Source organism: Pseudoalteromonas sp. SG45-2, from assembly GCF_014164115.1.
GTDB lineage: Bacteria > Pseudomonadota > Gammaproteobacteria > Enterobacterales > Alteromonadaceae > Pseudoalteromonas > Pseudoalteromonas distincta.
Map to the genome: position 1 here is coordinate 26,592 of NZ_JACJEO010000005.1, position 18,567 is coordinate 45,158.

The 18,567-nt window shown below is 38.7% G+C and carries 12 protein-coding genes and 11 tRNA genes; 9 read left to right on the forward strand and 14 right to left on the reverse strand.

What is annotated here, in order from left to right; all coding sequences use genetic code 11:
• Positions 1–112 precede the first annotated feature (112 nt).
• From H5116_RS04335 to H5116_RS04350, 4 genes are all read right to left on the reverse strand, one after another.
• Positions 113–188, reverse strand: a tRNA-Glu gene (locus H5116_RS04335).
• A gap of 93 nt (positions 189–281) precedes the next feature.
• Positions 282–357, reverse strand: a tRNA-Glu gene (locus tag H5116_RS04340).
• Positions 358–501: 144 nt separating this feature from the next.
• Positions 502–577: transfer RNA gene (locus H5116_RS04345), tRNA-Glu, on the reverse strand.
• A gap of 37 nt (positions 578–614) precedes the next feature.
• Positions 615–690 (reverse strand) — tRNA-Ala (locus tag H5116_RS04350).
• Positions 691–1,817: 1,127 nt separating this feature from the next.
• Here H5116_RS04350 and H5116_RS04355 point away from each other — a divergent pair.
• From H5116_RS04355 to H5116_RS04390, 8 genes are all read left to right on the forward strand, one after another.
• Positions 1,818–1,893: transfer RNA gene (locus H5116_RS04355), tRNA-Val, on the forward strand.
• 152 nt (positions 1,894–2,045) lie between these two features.
• Positions 2,046–2,121 (forward strand) — tRNA-Val (locus H5116_RS04360).
• Positions 2,122–2,171: 50 nt separating this feature from the next.
• A tRNA-Val gene (locus H5116_RS04365) sits at positions 2,172–2,247 on the forward strand.
• A 153-nt stretch (positions 2,248–2,400) separates the two neighbouring features.
• Positions 2,401–2,476, forward strand: a tRNA-Val gene (locus tag H5116_RS04370).
• 48 nt (positions 2,477–2,524) lie between these two features.
• Positions 2,525–2,600: transfer RNA gene (locus H5116_RS04375), tRNA-Val, on the forward strand.
• 32 nt (positions 2,601–2,632) lie between these two features.
• Positions 2,633–2,708, forward strand: a tRNA-Val gene (locus H5116_RS04380).
• A gap of 61 nt (positions 2,709–2,769) precedes the next feature.
• Positions 2,770–2,845: transfer RNA gene (locus H5116_RS04385), tRNA-Val, on the forward strand.
• 506 nt (positions 2,846–3,351) lie between these two features.
• Positions 3,352–4,998, forward strand: coding sequence for a tetratricopeptide repeat-containing response regulator (locus H5116_RS04390; protein ID WP_033020645.1), 1,647 nt, complete (start codon positions 3,352–3,354; stop codon positions 4,996–4,998).
• Between the two features lie 4 nt (positions 4,999–5,002).
• Here the strand turns inward: H5116_RS04390 and msrB are convergent, their stop codons facing one another.
• The 10 genes from msrB to H5116_RS04440 form a co-directional block, all read right to left on the reverse strand.
• Entirely contained in the window at positions 5,003–5,443 is a 441-nt protein-coding gene (msrB, locus tag H5116_RS04395) for a peptide-methionine (R)-S-oxide reductase MsrB (RefSeq protein WP_024605441.1), read from the reverse strand.
• 147 nt (positions 5,444–5,590) lie between these two features.
• Positions 5,591–6,031, reverse strand: coding sequence for a hypothetical protein (locus tag H5116_RS04400; protein ID WP_138489371.1), 441 nt, complete (start codon positions 6,029–6,031; stop codon positions 5,591–5,593).
• 2 nt (positions 6,032–6,033) lie between these two features.
• Complete coding sequence (locus tag H5116_RS04405; protein WP_024605439.1) at positions 6,034–6,552, reverse strand: DUF2919 domain-containing protein; 519 nt, start codon at positions 6,550–6,552, stop codon at positions 6,034–6,036.
• A gap of 9 nt (positions 6,553–6,561) precedes the next feature.
• Positions 6,562–8,580: an NAD-dependent DNA ligase LigA gene (ligA, locus tag H5116_RS04410; RefSeq protein WP_024605438.1), complete on the reverse strand. Its 2,019-nt coding sequence runs from the start codon at positions 8,578–8,580 to the stop codon at positions 6,562–6,564.
• Between the two features lie 80 nt (positions 8,581–8,660).
• On the reverse strand, positions 8,661–9,428 hold the full coding sequence (gene zipA, locus H5116_RS04415) for a cell division protein ZipA (protein ID WP_149594589.1): 768 nt from the start codon (positions 9,426–9,428) through the stop codon (positions 8,661–8,663).
• 74 nt (positions 9,429–9,502) lie between these two features.
• On the reverse strand, positions 9,503–12,904 hold the full coding sequence (locus H5116_RS04420) for a chromosome segregation SMC family protein (protein WP_182715637.1): 3,402 nt from the start codon (positions 12,902–12,904) through the stop codon (positions 9,503–9,505).
• A 67-nt stretch (positions 12,905–12,971) separates the two neighbouring features.
• Complete coding sequence (locus tag H5116_RS04425; protein ID WP_182715638.1) at positions 12,972–13,703, reverse strand: RNA methyltransferase; 732 nt, start codon at positions 13,701–13,703, stop codon at positions 12,972–12,974.
• Positions 13,704–13,779: 76 nt separating this feature from the next.
• Positions 13,780–15,816, reverse strand: coding sequence for an FUSC family protein (locus H5116_RS04430; RefSeq protein WP_182692630.1), 2,037 nt, complete (start codon positions 15,814–15,816; stop codon positions 13,780–13,782).
• A 10-nt stretch (positions 15,817–15,826) separates the two neighbouring features.
• Complete coding sequence (locus tag H5116_RS04435) at positions 15,827–16,687, reverse strand: HlyD family secretion protein (protein WP_182715639.1); 861 nt, start codon at positions 16,685–16,687, stop codon at positions 15,827–15,829.
• A gap of 168 nt (positions 16,688–16,855) precedes the next feature.
• A complete protein-coding gene (locus H5116_RS04440; protein ID WP_002958577.1) occupies positions 16,856–17,059 on the reverse strand; it encodes a DUF1656 domain-containing protein in 204 nt (67 codons plus the stop codon).
• A gap of 392 nt (positions 17,060–17,451) precedes the next feature.
• On the opposite strand from H5116_RS04440, the gene H5116_RS04445 reads away from it, so the two are divergent.
• Complete coding sequence (locus H5116_RS04445) at positions 17,452–18,561, forward strand: YjgN family protein (protein WP_182715640.1); 1,110 nt, start codon at positions 17,452–17,454, stop codon at positions 18,559–18,561.
• Positions 18,562–18,567: the final 6 nt, after the last annotated feature.

Genomic DNA, 18,567 nt, shown 5'->3' on the forward strand with positions numbered 1-18,567 from the left:
GGCCTCTAGACGATGGGGACACATAAATGTGTCACTAGGACAACTGAATTTTTAGACTCGTTTCAGGCGAGCTTTCTTAATAACACTACACTTCCCTATTAAAATAAGTAAGTGGCGTCCCCAAGGGGATTCGAACCCCTGTTACCGCCGTGAAAGGGCGGTGTCCTAGGCCTCTAGACGATGGGGACACATAAATGTGTCACTAGGACAACTGAATTTTTAGACTCGTTTCAGACGAGCTTTCTTAATAACACTACACTTCCCTATTAAAAATAAGTAAGTGGCGTCCCCAAGGGGATTCGAACCCCTGTTACCGCCGTGAAAGGGCGGTGTCCTAGGCCTCTAGACGATGGGGACACATAAATGTGTCACTAGGACAGTTGATAAGTTTAACTCACATCATGAGCTTTAAGGTAAATGCGTTTAATACAAGTAAAGACTCGAGCTTTAATTGTGACGCTATTTTCTCGGTAAAACCGCCTTTAACTAATAAAAGTTAAGTGGCGTCCCCAAGGGGATTCGAACCCCTGTTACCGCCGTGAAAGGGCGGTGTCCTAGGCCTCTAGACGATGGGGACACAGAAAACTGCTACCCTAGGACAAAACACTAATTTTTGGTGGAGCCATGCGGGATCGAACCGCAGACCTCTTCACTGCCAGCGAAGCGCTCTCCCAGCTGAGCTATGGCCCCAACTTAATCAATACCCACCGTGATAAACACATCGTGTATCGCTTAGTGCGGGGCGCATTCTATGCACCACCCAAAATAAAGTCAACAGTTTTTTACCTAGCTTTATTTAAATGGTTTAATTTTCAACAAACTGGCTATCAAGCGTGCTAAAAAATACAATTTGAATAAGATTCAAGCCCTACTGCTTATAATAACATCACTATATTGCAGCGAATACTCAATAGCCCCCACTCCCCCATTTAATGAAACAAAATTGCATCAAAGCAAAGGTATACATTTATATGCAAATTAAACTTATCTATAAACTACCAATTAAGGCCCCGCCAATCGCCTTAATCTTTTAAAAGTTACAATTGCTTATAATAACCAAAACTTAAATGTGGGTTTGAGAGTACCCGCAGCCTTTACTTGCTTAATAACCAGCGTAACTCGTACTAAAAAATTCGATTATTGTTTGAAGAGCATTTTTAAAAGAGCACTGTTGCTTCGTAATTCTATGTATAAAACTTCAAGGCGCGTTGATCTTTGGTGGGTGAAGCGGAAGCTTTGCTCGGCTTTTACTTGGCCCACTAGGTTACAAACCTCGCGCCGCGATTTAATCGTCCCTAGATTGAACAAATTTGAATCCACAAAGGTCAACACGCCCTAGTTATATGTGATCTATTTAGTCTTAACCCGAAGCTAGTAGCGAGGAATACGTATTTACGAGATGGCTAGGTTGGCTTAATAAAAATAAAGTAAGTACAAAAATAGAGTTTAGAATGCTGAAATAGCATTTATTTTGGGAAGTTTAGATTAAATTCATTTTTAAAGGACCGCTCTATTCACTAAATAACTCGCCCTAATATTAATCGATCTTGCTCATAATCATAAAAACGACTCCAGTAAAAAAACAATGAGTATCGTAAAACTAAATTTAAGGTTAATAAAATACAATTCCCTACTCACTTTTAGGTGCTTAATTGAACTGCAATATCAAATTTGATGATAAAATAGACTTCAACCATATCCTATTGTTTATAAAACCTTCATTCAGCACATTTTTATCATTCAAGTGTTGACACATTTCCAACTCTATCTATAATAGCGCCCCACAACAACGCAGCAATGCAATGTTGTTTAGATGTGGGTGATTAGCTCAGTTGGGAGAGCATCGCCCTTACAAGGCGAGGGTCACTGGTTCAAGTCCAGTATCACCCACCACTTTTTAGTTAAAGTGTTCACATCTAAATTCTATATGGGTCATAAGCTCAGTTAGAAAATAGAGAGCATTACCGCTACTAACAAGTAACGGCAAAGTTCACTGGTTAAAGTCCAGTACTATTTATTTAATAGTAGCGTTTTAAATTATATGTGGGTGATTAGCTCAGTTGGGAGAGCATCGCCCTTACAAGGCGAGGGTCACTGGTTCAAGTCCAGTATCACCCACCACATATAAAACCTATTATTATATTAATAGTCGTGTTTTAAAATTGTAATATGGGTCGTTAGCTCAGTTGGGAGAGCATCGCCCTTACAAGGCGAGGGTCACTGGTTCAAGTCCAGTACGACCCACCATTTTTTAAATGGTGCATATTACAAAAAAATCTAAATGGGTCGTTAGCTCAGTTAGAAAAAAGAGAGTATCACCGCTATTTACAAGTAACGGCGAGGTTCACTGGTTAAAGTCCAGTACTATTTATTTTAATAGTAGCGTTTTAATTTATATGTGGGTGATTAGCTCAGTTGGGAGAGCATCGCCCTTACAAGGCGAGGGTCACTGGTTCAAGTCCAGTATCACCCACCACATATAAACCTATTATTATATCAATAGTCGCGTTTTAAAATTTAATATGGGTCGTTAGCTCAGTTGGGAGAGCATCGCCCTTACAAGGCGAGGGTCACTGGTTCAAGTCCAGTACGACCCACCATTCCTAGAATGGTGCATATTAAAATGTAATTTGGGTGATTAGCTCAGTTGGGAGAGCATCGCCCTTACAAGGCGAGGGTCACTGGTTCAAGTCCAGTATCACCCACCAAATTACATCAAGCGGTTAATTGATAATAAAGAATTAAATAACAGGCATACCTATTATATGTGGGTGATTAGCTCAGTTGGGAGAGCATCGCCCTTACAAGGCGAGGGTCACTGGTTCAAGTCCAGTATCACCCACCACATATAAATACCATCAGATAACTTCTCTAGTAATAACTCTTTCTTTTCATATTAAATATATTTAAGAACTTTATAAAAACTCAATATAAAAATCGTATGTAATTAACTTAGTCGTAAGAAAAAGAGCATCACCACCCTTTACAAATAATGGCGAGGGTCACTGGTATCAAGCCAAGTAATCACCCACCACATATAAATACCATTAAACAATTTCTCTAGTAATAACTTTTTCCCATATTAAATACGTTTAACTCCTCTTTTTACCTTAAATATATTTCATATTTTTATTAAAATCTAAATTACCATATCAAAGCACTCATCAAATATAGCGTTTCCATTTTACTTATTTAGTTTTTAATTATGCTATTCGGCTCAGTACTTTCGAAGTTAGATAAACGTATTAGACAAAGTTAAGTACCTAATAAATACAGCTATCATTTAAATTCCCTTGTAAGGAGTTAAACTGTTGATTATAGTCTGTGTTAAATACAATTACACTTAAGCCAATGCCAACTAAGATCTATTCAAAAGCCAAAATACTTATAGTAGAGGAGCAGCCACTTGCTCAAAGCTATATGAAACAATCGTTAGAAAGGCTTGGCTTTCGGCAGTTGCGCTTTGCTGATCATGCAAACTCTGCAAAAGAGCAGTGTTTAAGTGAAGAATTTGATCTAATAGTTTGCTCATTCAACTTAAACAAACACCAAGATGGCTACCAGCTTTATGAAGAGCTACGTGTAAAGCAGCTCATAAAAAGTTCGACTGGCTTTATTTTTATCTCAGCAGAAACAAGTGGCTCACTCGTTCATAGTGTTCTTGAGCTGCAGCCAGATGACTTTTTAGTTAAGCCTTTTACAGTACAAGAGCTTAAAACACGCATTGAACGAATCTTAAAGCGTAAACACGACTTACAAACAGTGTATTCATTAATTGATGATGGTAACGATTCAAAAGCTATTAAATTTATTGATACCGCTCTGGATAAAAAAAATAATAATTACAGTCCTATCCTACTTCGCTTAAAAGGCGATGCCCTACTTCGCTTAAAGCGTGCTCAAGATGCAAAAGACTTTTTTAAGTCTGTTCTCGATATTCAAAAATTTGCTTGGGCAAAAGTAGGTTTAGTAGAGGCACTTATAGCGAATAACGAACATATTTTGGCGCAGCGAATGCTCAAGACAATGTTAGAGCGCCAAGAAACTCGTTTAGTAGCCCTTGATTTGTTGGGCAGATTAGAAATAAAGCTAAATCAGTTTGAACTAGCACAAAGCTTTTTAAGTCAAGCAGCAGACATTGCACCGCGAAACATCACACGCCAAAAATCGTTAAGTAATGTGTCGCTAATTAATCACGACTACGAAAAAAGCTATTTAACTCAAAAAGATATAGCCACCTTTGCAAAGCACTCAATACACGACCACCCCGATGTATATTTAAATGCAGCACGTGCCGGTATCGACTTTGCGTTAACGACTGATCAAACTGATCAAATTCAACGAATTTCTAGACAAACAAATCAGTACATTAATGATTTAAAAAAACAGTTTCCTAATAATGCAAATCAAGCTCAAATTGATGTACTTAATGCACGACTTCATTACTTAAAAGACGAGCATCAAAAAGCGAAAAAGCTAATTGAGCAGCTTGATGACGACGATACTCATATCCGATCGGTTGATGGAGCACTTGATAAAGCAAAAGCATTTCATGAACTGGGGTTTCATCAGAAGGCGCAAACCTTATTCACACAAATAATTAGCCACTGTGAAAGACACCCTGCAGTTAGCGACACAACTTACTTGCGTTATATTCAGCAGCAACAAAGTGAGCGACGCGATATTAAAATGGGTCCAAAAGAGCTTAATAACCATGCCGTTAATCAATTTAATAAAGGGCAGTTAAATACTGCGCTGGAAGCTTTTACGCAAGCATTTAGAGTAATGCCTCGCAATCAGAGTATTGCACTTAATTTATTACAGTGCCTATTTGATTCAACCAAGCAATCTGGCAGCTCATTTAATATGGATCTTGCTAGAAGATGCTACGCCCTTCTTGATAAAACTAAATTACAAGCAGATCAGACGCAGCGTTTAGATAAGATTTTACATATAGCAAAAGAAATGAATTTAGATATTCAAAGCGCTAGTAAATAAAATATTAGATCTTTTTCATTGCTGCGGCATTAACGCAATAACGTAAACCTGTTGGTAATGGGCCATCTGGAAAAATATGGCCTAAGTGCGAATCGCATACGTTACAAACCACCTCTATGCGCTCCATACCATGACTTGTATCGTTTACATAACCAATCGCTTCAATTGTTGCAGGTTGCGTAAATGACGGCCAACCAGTGCCACTATCAAACTTTTCATCGGCATCAAACAATAGGTTATCACAGCAAATACACACATACTTGCCAGGTTCGAGTAATGTACAACTACCCGAGCTATCTGGGCGCTCTGTTCCCTTCTTACGTGTTACGTAATATTCATCTTCTGATAGTTGCATCCGCCACTGCTCGTCAGTTTTGACTACTTTTTTACTTGGGGTAGGATTGCCGTTGGTGGCAAAGTTAATAACATCATTCCACTTCAACATAATAGCCTCATTGAATAGTTGATTAACCGTACTTAATAAATTTATAAGAAGTACGGTTAATTATTACGTTATTTAATACACTAGAGATCAGCTAAAGAGTGTTGAGCGTTTAAAACTAAAACTCGTTCAATTTTAAAGGTAATCTCCTCAGCTAAAGGTAATATTTTGTTTTTCTGAGTCGGTAAGTATTCGTTTAATAAAACTATCTAGCTCTGCTTTTTTTACAGGTAAACTAACACTCATTTGGCGCTCGTTATTACTGTAAATAATTAGCTCATCATCCTTTGTTGTTATGCGTTCAATACTCTCAATAACTAACCAATTTGGACCATGCTTTTTATCAAAAAATCCCATCAAACTAAAAAGTAGTAAATGTTGGGCATCTCGCTGAATAAAATCCTCTAGCCTATTTCTTGATTTAAATAAGGGCGTTAGCCTATAAACGCTTGAGCAAAAAACAAATACCCACAACCCAAATAGCGCTTTAAACCACATAGACTCTAAAAGCTCAGTGCTAATCATTAAAATAATAAGCACTAACCCTATTAACGATATAGCTATCGCTATTTTTTTATTTACAGCGTCCACAACTAATCCCTTTTAAGTCGCTTTTTTTCTTCTGATGCTTTTTCTGTCGGCTCAGGCCAATCATTAAAAAAAACGGTTAAATAACGGCTTTTCACCAAATACCACAATACCCATAAAACAATCATCATTTGTACTGCTAAAAATGATGAAAATCGATAATGGCTATGCGCGGCTTGAATACTTAACCATGTTAAATCAACAACAGCACATACAATAAGGGGCCAGCGCATATGCCGCCATATTTTTGCTAACTTATCGCTCGCACTGTGTGAATCTCGTGGTCTGCGTAAACAAAATAAAATAGTCGGTATTATTGCAATACTTCCAATTGCTATTGCGATAAAAAAATCATTTTTATTTTTAAAAAATAACGACATTAAATCCAGTTCAGGCCTGCGGCTTAAAGCCGCAATCACCCAAATAAAATAGCCACGTAAAAGCACAAGCAAACTTAAATGAAATGCTATAGGTGTACGGTAACTTCCGTACTTATCCCAGTATTCTGGCCCATATCGGCTCATTGTTGCGTCCTAGCCATTATGCTTTTTAAGCAGCTCAATTAATTCATCTTCCGTGAGTATGTCGATACCTAAATCTTGCGCTTTAGTTAGTTTTGAACCTGCTTTTTCACCTGCGACTAACGCATCAGTTTTCGCTGATACGCTACCAGATACTTTAGCACCTAATTGCTGCAAGCGAGCTTTAGCATCATTGCGGTTAAGTGTATTAAGCGTGCCGGTAAGTACATATGTAAGTCCTGCGAGTGGTTGCTCTTCTTCAGAAGGCGCACTCAACGCTGGCCAGTTTACGCCTTGCTCTATAAGCGCATTAACAACTGCTAAATTATGCTCTTCATCAAAAAAGCCACGAACATGCGTTGCAACTATTTCGCCTACATCACTTACCTGCGTTAAACTATCAATGCTGGCATTTATTATATTTTCAAGGGTAAGGAAGTGATTAGCTAAATTTTGTGCTGTTGCCTCACCTGCTTCGCGAATACCTAATGAATATAAAAACTTAGCAAGCGTAGTGCCTTTCGCCTCTTCAAGGGCTGTTACTAAATTTTTGGCTGACTTAGGTCCCATTCGTTCAAGTGACTCAAAATGTCCTTGTTTTAAAACAAACAAATCAGCGGGTGTTTTTATAAGCTCTCTGTCTACCAGCTGATCAACAATTTTATCGCCAAGGCCGTCTATATCCAGCGCTTTGCGTGACGCAAAGTGTTTAATTGCTTGTTTGCGTTGTGCAGGACATACAAGCCCACCCGTACAACGAGCGACAGCTTCGCCTTCAACCTTTTCAACATGAGAGTCACAAATAGGACAAGTTACTGGAAATTCGATATCTCTGGCATCATCAGGGCGGCGCTCAAGTACAACTTGCGTTATTTGTGGGATTACATCTCCAGCACGGCGAATAATAACTGTATCACCTACTTTTACGCCTAAACGTGCAACTTCATCACTGTTATGAAGCGTTGCATTTGATACGGTAACGCCACCCACAAAAACAGGCTTCAAACGTGCAACCGGTGTAATGGCGCCAGTACGACCGACTTGAAAATCAACATCAAGTAGTTGGGTTATTTCCTCTTGCGCCGGAAATTTATACGCAATAGCCCAGCGGGGAGCTCGTGCCACAAAGCCTAAACGCTCTTGTAAGGCCTTTTGGTTTATTTTTATTACTACGCCATCAATTTCATATTTAAGCTCGCCACGGCGCGTTAAAATATCGCTGTAGTACTCAAGCGCGGCTTTAGGACCTTCAACTAATTTTGTTTCTGGGCACAGTGGCAACCCCCAGTCAGTTAACTTTTCTAATTGCTGATAGTGATCCTCAGGAATACTGCCATCAGCTACAAGCCCGGTACTATAGGCATAAAACATGAGTGGGCGTTTAGCTGTAATTTTAGAATCGAGTTGACGCAAACTCCCCGCGGCTGCATTACGCGGGTTAACAAATACTTTTTCACCGCGTTTTTGCGCTTCAGTATTTAATTTATCAAAGCCAGCGCTGTCCATAAATACTTCGCCGCGCACTTCAAGCTCTTTTGGGTAATCACCACGTAACTTAAGCGGTACATTACGAATGGTTTTAACATTTTGAGTAATGTTTTCACCGGTAAAACCATCACCTCGCGTAGCCGCTTGTACAAGCACACCATCACGATAAATAATTGATACGGCTAATCCATCAAGTTTTGGCTCACAACAAAAAGTAAGCTCATCAGTACTCATTAAGCGCTCTTTTATACGACGATTAAACGCAGTGAATTCTTCTTCACTAAACGCGTTATCAAGCGATAACATGGGTACTTGGTGCGCTACTTGCTCAAATTTACTCAGTGCGGCACCGCCTACTTTTTGTGTCGGAGAGTCGGCGGTTAAAAATTCAGGGTGCTGCATCTCTAGTGCGCTTAATTCGCGTAATAACCTATCGTATTCAGAATCAGGAATACTGGGGGTGTCGAGCACATAATAATTATAGTTGTGTTGCTCTAATGTAGTACGAAGATGATTAACTTGCTCACTAATGCTGCTAGACATTTAAACCTCAATAAACATAAAAAAAGCCACTTTGACGATTCACCGTCCAGTGGCTTATAAAAATATAATGTATGCGTTATTTACGCTGAAAAAGAACGAACCTGTTCAACATATTGCCTGATGCGCTCTACTGTCATTTCATTTCGCTCAGCATCTAAAATTTGTGCACCAAATTCATCCGCTAACTTTTTAGCTGCGCTGTGCAACATATTAAATGCCGCTAGACCATCGCCGTCGCACGGTAACGTCATAAATAAGCTTACCCCAGCGGTACTAAATTGTTCCATATTATCAATATCAAACGTACCTGGGTTATACATATTTACTAATCTAAATAAAACAGGGCCTTGGCCAGCCGGATCTAAGTGGCGATTAAAAAAACCTTCCTCTGAATATTTAAAACCTAAAGTATTAACTGCTGGTAATAATTTACTGCCCTGCATACTAAGCTCTTCTGGCATTTGAATATGCACAATAACAAAGTCAGACATTTGAGCAGGCGCTTCTTCAGCACTTTGATCTTTTGTTTCAAGATCATCAACTATCTCTAGGTCGTCTTCAATCGGTGTTTCTGGCACGCTTGTATCAATTTGCGGCTCATTTGCATCAAAGTTAAGCTCGCCAAATTGTGGCTCATCACGTTCGTCTTGCATTGGCTCTTTTGGCTCAGCCTCAGTACGAAACGGTTTAGATGAAGCTGGTGTGCTTTGTTGTAATGGCTCAACCCGTTCATTATCCGATACTTCTGGGCGGTCTTTTTTTCTAACTGACCACAATCCATGTATTAATAAACCACCAATGACAATTACACTGATAACGATTAAAACCCATCTTAATTGTTCGGCCATCCCCTCACCTTTTATTATTTGATATGCCTAAAACCTGTATATTAATGAAAAACTAATACACTTGTTATAAAAATTTATGCGTGTGCAAGTTGCACAGCTTGCTCTATATCTACAGCAACCATACGCGATACGCCAGGTTCTGCCATAGTAACACCTGTTAATCTACCTGCCATTTCCATCGCAATTTTATTATGACTAATATAAATAAACTGCACTGATTGTGACATTTCTTCAACCAAACGGCAAAAACGCACAACGTTGGCATCATCTAGTGGTGCATCTACTTCGTCCAGCATACAGAAAGGAGCTGGATTGAGCCTGAATATAGAAAACACTAATGATAATGCGGTCAGCGCTTTTTCTCCACCACTTAACAAATGAATTGTTGAATTTTTCTTACCCGGTGGTCGTGCCATTATACTAACACCACTTTCGAGTAAATCGTCACTGGTTAATTCTAAATACGCACTGCCACCACCAAAAACTTTAGGAAATAGCTCAGCAAAGTCTTCGTTAACTTGATCGAACGTCGCTTTAAAGCGTGTTTTGGTCTCACTATCAATTTTACGAATTGCACCTTCAAGGGTACTTAACGCTTTTGTTAAATCATCTAATTGATTATCAAGATAATCACTACGTGCCTTGGCTAAATCAAACTCTTCTATTGCCGCTAAGTTTACTGCACCTAATTTATCTAACTGATTAGTAAATCCGGTTAACTGATTTTGTGCTGCACTTAAATTTAATGAATCTGGTAATTCATCAAGTATTGCTTTTAAGCTTTGTTTTAATTCTTCTAATGGCTCAAGCGCAACTTGCGCTTTTATTACTAAACTTTGTTCTTCAATTGTTAGCTTTTGGTGCTGCTCTTGCAAGCCCACCAGCTCACCTTGTGAATTTTTAAGGCTTATTTGCTTAGTGTTTAAGCTCTCTTTCGCCTGAGCTAATTCTTTTTGTAGCAATACTAATGCCTGCTCACCTTTTTGATGCTGTGCTAAGAGCTGCGTAATTTTATCGCTAAGTTCTTGCTCTGGTATTAGCAGCTCTTCTATTTCACTAAGTAGTTCTTGCGCACCTTCAGATGCACTAACGTGCTCTTGCTCTGCATGGCTCAATTTGGTTTGGCTTAACTGCCATTCACTGCGTGCCTTTTGCTCTGAGAGCGTTGCCTTATGCGCTTGTGTTTTATATTGCTCAAGCATGCTTAATGCTTCGCTATAACTTTTATCACTTTGTGAGCGCAAACTATTTGCAGCGTCTACTTCATCCGCTAAGTTGAGTTGCTGCTCATTTAACACTTCAAATTGCGCTACTTGCTCATCAAGCACGGTATTTAATTGTAAAAGCTGATTTGTTAATTGCTGTTTTTGTTGTTGTAGCTTTTCTAGTTGTAACTTAAAGTGCGCTACTTGCTGCACAAGCATGTCGCTGCGCGTACTGGCTACCGCTATATTTTGCGCAAGCTCATGTATGGTTTCTTTTAGCTCGCTTTGTTCGTTAATTAATTTTATTTGCTCAGCTGTATGTTCGTCACGAGTGTGTGTTACTTGTTGTAACTCGTCCTCGGCATTGATTAACTGCTGAGCTTTATCTTGCAATTGCTTATGCTTTAAAAGTAATGAGTTTTCTGCATTACATTCGGCACTTACATGCCAGTTACGACCATATAAAGCACCGTTTTTATCCATAATGGCTGTATAAAAACTATCTTTTAGTATTTCTAAATCACCGCTTTCACTATAAGCAATACGTGCTAAATGCTCTGGATAAACACCGCTTGTTATATATGTAGCTAAGCTATTTGTTGGCATGCTTTTATCACTATTTGGCCACACACTGTTATCAGCTTGCTGCTCACTTACATTTAAATGCTCTAAAGATTTAAGTGCTTGCTCTATTAGAAGCTCGAAGCCTTCTTTAACACCTAGCTGATTAAACAAACCATTAGTGCGTTCACTTTTCTCATCAAGCCCTAATGTACTTTTAAGCCCCGTTATACTGGCTTTTAACTCGTTTATTATTTGAGTGAGCGTCGAATATTGTGTTTGTGAGTTATTAACAAGCTCATTTTGCATTTCAAGCTTAGCAGTGCACTTCGTATGTGCTGTTTGTTTAGCGGCAAGTTCTTGAGTTAATGTTTGTGTTTGCTGTGTTTGCTGTATTAACTGCTGCTCTACATCACTACTTTGTAGCTCGCTAAGCTGAACAGTTAACTGATCAATTTGCTCGTTAACGTGGCCTATTTGCTGCTGAGTTTGTTTAATGTGACTACTATGCAGTTGCACGTTATTATTAAGCTGTTGCTGATGCTCACACAAAGCTTGCCAATGAGTATGGTGGAGCTGCTTAAGTGCTAATAATTCCTCAAGTTCATGCGTTAACCCACTAACTTGCTCTTCACATATTAAGGCGTTTTCATTTGCCTCTTGCAGGGCTTCATTAAGTTGCTCGCACACAATTTGCTGCTGCGATTTTACCTCAGCACTTTGAATTTGGCGTTGCTGTAATTTAATTAAACTTTGTTTAAGCGTTTGGGTTTGCTGCTTTACATTGATTTGTTGTTGCTCAGCGCGAGTAAGCTCGGTGTGTATTACATGTTGCTGATGCTGTGCATCGCTTAGTTTATCTTGCTGGGCTTGTACTTGCCCCTCTAGGCTTGCAAGTACATCGTCATGCCCTGAGTTAGCGGTTTTAAAAAACAAAATTTGATCATTAAGTTTTTTAATTTGGGCACTTTTTTCAAGTTGCTGCTGATGTAACTTTTGCCATTTTAAAACGGCAATTTGGCCTTTTAGCGTACGTTCTTGTGCTTTTAATTCGCGGTATTTTTTTGCATCAACCGACTGCACAGCCAATTTATCGAGCTGGCTTTGTAATTCTTTACGCACATCTAACAAACGTTCAAGATTTTCGCGAGTGCTCTTTATACGAGTTTGAGTTTCGCGGCGGCGCTCTTTGTATTTAGAAACGCCAGCGGCTTCTTCTAAAAATACGCGCAGCTCTTGTGGTTTACTTTCTATTAAGCGCGAGATCATCCCTTGCTCAATAATTGCGTAACTACGTGGACCAAGACCGGTGCCTAAAAATATATCGGTAATATCACGCTTACGGCATTTACTGCCATTTAAAAAATACAGTGACTGTCCGTCGCGCGTTACTAAACGCTTAATAGCAATTTGGTTTCGATCGGCAAATGTGTTTGAAGGACTTCCTTTATCGTTATCAAAAACAAGCTCTACAGAGGCTTGTGATATGGCTTTTCGATTAGTTGAGCCATTAAAAATAACGTCGGTCATGGCGTCGCCACGCAGGTTTTTAGCAGAGCTTTCACCTAGCACCCATCGTACTGCATCAATAACGTTAGATTTGCCACAGCCATTGGGGCCAACAACACACGTCATTTGATCAGGAAATGGAATTTTAGTGGGCTCTACAAACGATTTAAAGCCCGCTAATTTAATAGTGCTTAAGCGCATCTTATTGTTATTACCGATTATTATTGTTATTGATTACAAACAATTTAACTCATTAACAGTTAAATTGTTAAGCTTGTCGTTTAAAATTATCTAAAATAATACCGGTCGCCATTGCAACATTAAGCGATTCTGCACCACCAAAAGCGGGGATGGTGATTTTATTAGTTACTAACTTTGCACATGTCTCGCGTATTCCATGCGACTCACTGCCCATTAGTAAAACGCCTGAGCCCGTAAATTGGGTTTTATGCACGCTTTGCCCATCTAAAAAAGCACCGTAAACAGGTAAATTTAAAGACTGTAGGTAATCAGGTAAATCTACTTGGCTTACCGATACCCTTACAAATGAGCCCATCGTGGCGCTAATTGTTTTTGGGTTGTAAGCGTCTGCGCTGTCGGTGCTAGTTACTATATGTTTAATACCGTACCAGTCTGCCACTCTTATTATTGTGCCTAAATTACCAGGGTCTGATACGCCATCAAGTGCGAGTATTAAGCCACTTGCTTGTGGTAAAGCTGCCTTTGGCATATCAACAATAGCAATGGCTGCATTATTGCTAACTAGCGTGCTGGCTTTGGTGAGGGCTTCTTCATCAGCTTCAATAAAATTAGCGTGCTGATACTTACCTTGGTACGCATTTATAAATTCGTTTGTAGCAAAAATATTAACCACATTTAATGGGCTGTTTAATAACTCAAGTACGTTTTTCTCACCCTGTACAAGGTATTGATTATATTGCTTTCGGTACTTTTTTTGGCCAAGTTGGCGAATAAGTTTGAGTTGGTTTTTTGAAATCATAACAGCCCCATAAAATTATCCAGCAAGTATAACAGATTTCGTTATAACATCTGAACTCGAAAAGCAGCGAATGGGGCTAATTTATCTTACTCGCACTTCTTTCAAAGGTCAGATTAATGCGAATAAACATGCCTTTTATTGCCTCTAATTGATTTGAATCGTCCACCGTCTGAGCCAATTCCCCATAAAGATTATCTGACGCTTGCTTAAACTTATTATTAAATTTGCCCTTGGTTGCCAACATAAATGCATCGGCTAATGTACGCTGCCACTCATTTAAATACTTTAGCTTTGTATTACCAGCCAAATTTTCACAAATTGAATTTAATCGAACCGACGCATGCCCTAAATTTAGAGCGGTTAGTGCAAGATCAGTAATTACGCGTGAGTGTGAACCTTGATCGTAATTAGTTAGGCGAATTAACCTATCGGCCATGCGGCGGTTATACCAAATACTTGGGGTTGGATGGTTATTTATTTCGAGTAAATCTTTATAAGTGGCCTTAAAAACACGATGAACAAGTAATTGCACACTCGGGCCTGTGAATAACTGAAAAATCCAAAATAAAATACTCACCCCCGCAAAAATTGCCATTGCAGAGCTAAGTGTGTAATCGATTGAAAACGCAAGGCTCATATCGGTACTGGGTCTTACCAAAATCGTAAATGGGATACAAAACCCCAAGCCATATGGCAATGTTTGTTGATCAGCTAGCAGCAGTAAACCCAAAAAATAAGGCCCTGCTAATACAAGTAGCAATATTTCTAATTGCCCACCACTTTGTGATAATAAATTGAGTGCGTAAAAAATAGTTACAATAGCAGCAACCACCACGCCTACCAATAAACGCTTTATTACCACCTGTAAAATAGCTAACGGTATTCTCGCCAACATTATCGAAAATATGACCGGTAAAATCATAATTAATAATGCAGCAGAAGAGCCTGTATTAATCCAAATAAATGCGCCGATAGAAAACACCAAAGCAGTTCTAAATCCAACAATTATGCCAGCTAATGGGTCGCGATATGTAAGCATACTGGGTGCATTTAATAATGTTTTATCACGCTCTTCTAACGCTCTGTATGCGCGTAGTAAAATTGTTAAGTCGGCTGCTACTTCTAAGCTCACATTGAGCATGTGAGATTCAAATGGCGAATCACACACCGTATTTGCTCTATAGTCGGTTAGCTCTTTACGCAGCGTTTTAACTTGTTCAGCGCAGTAATCAAAATCGTCAGACTCTTTAATTTGCGCAAATACGTGCTTAAGTTTACTTATTAATTTATCTAAAGTAGGTGTAATAAGGTCTTCGTGGTTTCGCTGTAGGCGGCCAATTATTTGAATTAAGGCCAATAAAGAAAGTACTTTTTGCGACAACTGATTTGCAGCACGCGAGCGCCCTGGACCTTTTGGTCCTTCGTACCTTACTGCGCTGGAATCTTCGTTTATTGATCCCAATGTTGCCATAATGCCATCTATTTGCTGGTGACGGTTTTCGTGCGAGCCCTTAGAATCAAGCTCAATAACTAAATAATGTAACGTTTGATTTATAACCGACCGCGCTTGTGTTTGCAGTAAATGTTTAACCTTTACAGGCCAAAATAGATGACTCACAAGCCCAGCACATACAGAGCCTATTATTATTTCGCTTACTCGCGCTTGTGCAATATCAAATATACTCTGGCTGCTCACCATTGCCGGAGTAACCATGACTAAAAGTACAATAATAGCGGCTGTTACACCTGCCATAGCAAACGCATAAACAAAGTTTGCTTGGCGTACCATTGCCGATAACGCAGAGTTTACCCCCAACCATAATGCCAGTGCACCGAGCGCTAAATAAGGGTAAAGAATTAGCTGAGTTAAAAGCAATATGCCAAATAAACCACCCACTATGGTGCCTATTATTTGGCAAATTGCTTTTTCAATAACTAATCCGCTTTGCGGGCGTAATTGCAAAAATATAGCCGAGACTAGCGCCCAATAAGGCCTTTCAAGATTAAGCGACATAGCAATAGTCAGCGCCATCACCATGGCTATAACACCCTTAGTCGCAAAAATAATTGCCTGTTTTTTAGGAAAAAACAAATTTTGGAATACTACGCCCACTGTATTCCCCTTAACGTGTAGCGAGATGTATAGTGGCGGTCATTCCTGCGCTAAGCTGTGTATTTTCGGGCAATGAATCTAACTTAATATCAACAGGAATACGTTGCGATAAACGTACCCAATTAAATGTTTGTTGCACTTGCGGTAAAAGTTGTCCGTTACTTTGTGTATTCGTATTTGCAATGGCTTTACCTACACTCACTACATGCCCTGTTAATTGCTTACCACCACTTAAAAGGGCTATTTTAGCTTTTTGATCAGGATAAATAAGCGGTATTTTACTCTCTTCAAAGTAACCCGTTACATAAAATGAATCTGACTGAACAATAGCAAAGACAGGCGTGCCTTGAGCTACATAGTTGCCTTGGCGTAAATTCAAATTAATTATTTGCCCTGATGCAGGCGCAACAATTTTAGTTCTATCAACATTTAACTGCGCAATTGTTTGCTCTGTCTTGGCTAGGTTATAATTTGCCTCAGCAATTTTAGTATTGATACGTGTTGATTCTAAAGTTTCTTCACTTATTGCCTGTTGAGTGTTTAGCTCAACACGTCTTTCGTATTTATGTTTAGCAAGTTCCCATGTATACAATGCGTTTTCTGTGTTTGCTTTACTTTTATCAAGCGCTGCTTGATAACGCTTTTTATCAACATTAAAAAGTACTTCGCCTTTTTGTACGTTTTGACCATCTTTAATATTTAAAGCAGTTACCCAACCCGACACGTCTGGAACAACCGTGACAATATCGGCTCGAATACGCCCATCACGCGTCCAAGGAGTATGCATGTAGTCAGTCCATACCCAACGCCCAGCAAAAACCGCAGCTATAACAACCAAGATAGTAAAAGTAATACGCAGATATTTAATCATTCAATTTATCTTCCACTTAGTAATACCAACCCGCAATAATACTTGAGTAATTTGAGGGCTTAAACCTGACGCTAACTGCGTTAAATATTTCTGATATAGAACAACTAAATAACGAAATTTTTGCCTTGTTATCGACACGGTTTTCTTGCCTCAAAATAGCTCAATTAATTAAACAGATTGGTATAAATAGACGGCGAGTGCCAAGTAACAAACAAATAATGACACTTCAAACCAAGCCACTTTCCAAATACGGTCATGCCAATCTAGTCGATGCAAAACAAAACGAGTCAACGCCGTTAAAATAAATGCTATTGGGAAGTAAACAATCAGCGGGCTAAACTCTAATCCCCCTAACACGACTGCTTGGAACATAATAAATATCCTAATGTTATTTAAAGCGGTGATAAAAGCTGTAAAACCTAAATAAATTTACATCCGCACTACTCTTACAATCTATTATTTTGGCATATAAATCAATTAGCTTAATTGTACGCAGGTGTGCTTAATACATAATTAATGCCATTACATTTAAGCAGCACTAAGTATGTATAGTAGCTAAATCGCATATTAATAAGCTAAAGACCCCAGTTACCAGCCAAATAAATAAACCAGCGAGGTTTATTTATAAAAAAGTATTAGAGTATTTAACTCAATATTTAAAACGTCTATTTATAGCTGTTTGCAGAAGGGTTGGATAATTATAAACATTGAATTTTGCACTAAAAATGGGTAAATTAACAAAAAAACAACATGGATATAATTTAATGGAATCAATACACCCTACCCCATCTAAAACAACCCCACCAATAAATGAACCTGCTGAACCAATTTTTAGCGGAAAAGTGCAATTTAGTGGTAAAGGTGGTGAGTTTTTTGGAATTTGGATTGTAAATATATTACTTAGCGTTATTACGCTTGGCATATATTCGGCGTGGGCTAAAGTACGTACGCATCGCTATTTTTACGGCCACACCCGTATAGATGGCCATAGTTTTGACTACCTAGCAACACCAATACAAATTTTAAAAGGTCGGATTTTAGCGGTTGTTGTATTTTTTATTTACACATTCTCAATTAGCTTTATGCCTATTTTAGGCCTATTTATTGCTCTTGGTTTTATCTTTTTAATGCCATGGATTATTAACCAAGGTTTACGTTTTAATCTGCGTATGACCCGCCATCGTAATGTTCGCTTTGCTTTTAAAGGCAGTTATGGCGAAGCCTTTGTTAACTTTATACTTTTACCTATTGCAAGCATATTTACGCTTTATTTATTAATGCCTTACGTTATAAAACGTATTGATAGTTATATCCATAGCAATATTAGTTATGGCGATAAACCACTTACTGTAAATCTTAAAGGCGAAACCTATTACCTAACAGCGCTTATTTGCTTTGTAGTGAGCTCTATCACCATGGTGGTATTTATGGGGATTTTAGGATTATTTGGCCTCAACTTAGTAGATATTGAAAACCAACAAAATTTAGAAAACTCTGCAGCGATGGTTATGCTTCCTATCTTTATGATGATTGCCTATGTGCTAATGATTGCCATTGTTTCTGCTGTATGGCACGCCGCTATTAGAAATCACATTTTTGATAACAGCCATTTTGAAGGCGTTGCTACATTTAAATCAGAGCTAAAACCAATTCCTTTCGCTGTTTTACTATTAACTAATATGTTGGCTATTGTATTTTCTTTAGGGCTTGCATACCCATGGACAAAAGTACGTACATCAAAAATGCTCGCTGATGTAACTAACGTCACTATTTATCCTGGTGCATTAAACCTAATCGATACCGCGCAAGAACAGCAATCATCATTTGCTGAAGAAGCTGCAAACGTATTTGATATTGACCTTTCTCTAACTTAAGAGCTC

Coding starts and splice junctions, on each gene's coding strand:
- H5116_RS04390 (WP_033020645.1), top strand. CDS start 3,352: ATGCCAACTAAGATCTATTCAAAAGCCAAAATACTTATAGTAGAGGAG.
- msrB (WP_024605441.1), bottom strand. CDS start 5,443: ATGTTGAAGTGGAATGATGTTATTAACTTTGCCACCAACGGCAATCCT.
- H5116_RS04405 (WP_024605439.1), bottom strand. CDS start 6,552: ATGAGCCGATATGGGCCAGAATACTGGGATAAGTACGGAAGTTACCGT.
- ligA (WP_024605438.1), bottom strand. CDS start 8,580: ATGTCTAGCAGCATTAGTGAGCAAGTTAATCATCTTCGTACTACATTA.
- zipA (WP_149594589.1), bottom strand. CDS start 9,428: ATGGCCGAACAATTAAGATGGGTTTTAATCGTTATCAGTGTAATTGTC.
- H5116_RS04420 (WP_182715637.1), bottom strand. CDS start 12,904: ATGCGCTTAAGCACTATTAAATTAGCGGGCTTTAAATCGTTTGTAGAG.
- H5116_RS04425 (WP_182715638.1), bottom strand. CDS start 13,703: ATGATTTCAAAAAACCAACTCAAACTTATTCGCCAACTTGGCCAAAAA.
- H5116_RS04435 (WP_182715639.1), bottom strand. CDS start 16,687: ATGATTAAATATCTGCGTATTACTTTTACTATCTTGGTTGTTATAGCT.
- H5116_RS04440 (WP_002958577.1), bottom strand. CDS start 17,059: ATGTTCCAAGCAGTCGTGTTAGGGGGATTAGAGTTTAGCCCGCTGATT.
- H5116_RS04445 (WP_182715640.1), top strand. CDS start 17,452: ATGGAATCAATACACCCTACCCCATCTAAAACAACCCCACCAATAAAT.